Origin of the sequence: Pseudoalteromonas sp. McH1-7 (genome assembly GCF_013366255.1) — a bacterium.
Lineage (GTDB): Bacteria > Pseudomonadota > Gammaproteobacteria > Enterobacterales > Alteromonadaceae > Pseudoalteromonas > Pseudoalteromonas peptidolytica.
Map to the genome: position 1 here is coordinate 1 of NZ_JABWPQ010000051.1, position 3,120 is coordinate 3,120.

Genomic DNA, 3,120 nt, shown 5'->3' on the forward strand with positions numbered 1-3,120 from the left:
TTGCTCTTTAAAAATTTGGAAAAGCTGAAAAATTAAATTCTGATAGATAACGTAAAGTTATTTATCGAGTTTTCGAAAGAAAATGCCGATTAATCATTTATTTGATTAATTAGCGTCTACTTTAGTATTCAATATTAACTTCTGGCGAAGTTAAACTGTCTTTAGCAGTACAACTTAAAACTATTTTGGGTTGTATGGTTAAGTGACTAAGCGTACACGGTGGATGCCTTGGCAGTTGGAGGCGATGAAGGACGTACTAACTTGCGATAAGCCTAGTCAAGCCAGTAAGAGGCGCTTGAGACTAGGATTTCCGAATGGGGAAACCCACCTGCTTGCAGGTATCGTTAACTGAATACATAGGTTAACGAGGCGAACGCGGAGAACTGAAACATCTAAGTACCCGTAGGAAAAGAAATCAACCGAGATTCCGAAAGTAGCGGCGAGCGAAATCGGAGCAGCCCTTAAGCTTTAGTGTAGTTAGTGGAACATGTTGGAAAGCATGACGAAACAGGGTGATAGTCCCGTACACGACAACTTATCAAAAGTGAAATCGAGTAGGTCGGAGCACGTGAAACTTTGACTGAATATGGGGGGACCATCCTCCAAGGCTAAATACTCCCAACTGACCGATAGTGAACCAGTACCGTGAGGGAAAGGCGAAAAGAACCCCTGTGAGGGGAGTGAAATAGAACCTGAAACCGTGTACGTACAAGCAGTAGGAGCCTACTTGTTGGGTGACTGCGTACCTTTTGTATAATGGGTCAGCGACTTATATTCTGTAGCGAGGTTAACCATTTAGGGGAGCCGTAGCGAAAGCGAGTCTTAACTGGGCGCTTAAGTTGCAGGGTATAGACCCGAAACCCGGTGATCTAGCCATGGGCAGGTTGAAGGTCAGGTAACACTGACTGGAGGACCGAACCCACTAACGTTGAAAAGTTAGGGGATGACCTGTGGCTAGGAGTGAAAGGCTAATCAAACCGGGAGATAGCTGGTTCTCCCCGAAATCTATTTAGGTAGAGCCTCGGACGAATACTTACGGGGGTAGAGCACTGTTAAGGCTAGGGGGTCATCCCGACTTACCAACCCTTTGCAAACTCCGAATACCGTAAAGTACTATCCGGGAGACACACGGCGGGTGCTAACGTCCGTCGTGGAGAGGGAAACAACCCAGACCGTCAGCTAAGGTCCCAAAGTGTATGTTAAGTGGGAAACGATGTGGGAAGGCTAAAACAGCTAGGAGGTTGGCTTAGAAGCAGCCACCCTTTAAAGAAAGCGTAATAGCTCACTAGTCGAGTCGGCCTGCGCGGAAGATGTAACGGGGCTAAACATACCACCGAAGCTACGGCTGCGTACGTAAGTATGCGGGGTAGGGGAGCGTTCTGTAAGTGGCTGAAGGTGTGCCGGGAGGCATGCTGGACATATCAGAAGTGCGAATGCTGACATGAGTAACGATAATGCGGGTGAAAAACCCGCACGCCGGAAGACCAAGGGTTCCTATCCCATGTTAATCAGGGTAGGGTGAGTCGACCCCTAAGGCGAGGCTGAAGAGCGTAGTCGATGGGAAACGGGTTAATATTCCCGTACTTGGTATGAATGCGATGGGGGGACGGAGCAGGCTAGGCAAGCATGGCGTTGGTTGTCCATGTGAAAGGCTGTAGGCTGGCGACTTAGGAAAATCCGGGTTGCTAAGGCTGAGAGTCGAGACGAGCCACTACGGTGGTGAAGTTGTTGATGCCCTACTTCCAGGAAAAGCCTCTAAGCTTCAGTTCATACTGAATCGTACCCTAAACCGACACAGGTGGTCAGGTAGAGAATACTAAGGCGCTTGAGAGAACTCGGGTGAAGGAACTAGGCAAAATTGTACCGTAACTTCGGGAGAAGGTACGCTCTTACTTGTGAAGACTTCGCGTCGTAAGCAGGCGAGAGCCGCAGTGACCAGGTGGCTGGGACTGTTTATTAAAAACACAGCACTGTGCAAAATCGTAAGATGACGTATACGGTGTGACACCTGCCCGGTGCCGGAAGGTTAATTGATGGGGTTAGCTTAGGCGAAGCTCTTGATCGAAGCCCCGGTAAACGGCGGCCGTAACTATAACGGTCCTAAGGTAGCGAAATTCCTTGTCGGGTAAGTTCCGACCTGCACGAATGGTGTAACCATGGCCACGCTGTCTCCACCCGAGACTCAGTGAAATTGAAATCGCAGTGAAGATGCTGTGTACCCGCGGCTAGACGGAAAGACCCCGTGAACCTTTACTACAGCTTGGCACTGAACATTGACCCTACATGTGTAGGATAGGTGGGAGGCTTTGAAGCGCAGACGCTAGTTTGTGTGGAGCCGACCTTGAAATACCACCCTTGTAGTGTTGATGTTCTAACTTAGGCCCCTGAATCGGGGTTGAGGACAGTGCCTGGTGGGTAGTTTGACTGGGGCGGTCTCCTCCCAAAGAGTAACGGAGGAGCACGAAGGTTTGCTAAGTACGGTCGGACATCGTACGGTTAGTGTAATGGTAGAAGCAAGCTTAACTGCGAGACAGACACGTCGAGCAGGTACGAAAGTAGGTCATAGTGATCCGGTGGTTCTGAATGGAAGGGCCATCGCTCAACGGATAAAAGGTACTCCGGGGATAACAGGCTGATACCGCCCAAGAGTTCATATCGACGGCGGTGTTTGGCACCTCGATGTCGGCTCATCACATCCTGGGGCTGAAGTCGGTCCCAAGGGTATGGCTGTTCGCCATTTAAAGTGGTACGCGAGCTGGGTTTAGAACGTCGTGAGACAGTTCGGTCCCTATCTGCCGTGGGCGTTTGAGAATTGAGAGGGGCTGCTCCTAGTACGAGAGGACCGGAGTGGACGAACCGCTGGTGTTCGGGTTGTGATGCCAATTGCATTGCCCGGTAGCTACGTTCGGAATCGATAACCGCTGAAAGCATCTAAGCGGGAAGCGAGCCTCGAGATGAGTTCTCACTTTGACTTAGAGTCAACTGAAGGGCCGTTGAAGACTACAACGTTGATAGGCGAGATGTGGAAGTGCTGTGAGGCATTAAGCTAACTCGTACTAATTACCCGTGAGGCTTAACCATACAACGCCAAAGTGGTTTAGCGACAGAAGTTAATAGACT

General features: G+C 49.8%; 1 rRNA gene. It reads left to right on the plus strand.

Annotated elements, in window-relative coordinates:
* The first annotated feature begins 196 nt into the window (after positions 1-196).
* Positions 197-3,081 (plus strand): 23S ribosomal RNA (locus HUZ36_RS21560).
* Positions 3,082-3,120: the final 39 nt, after the last annotated feature.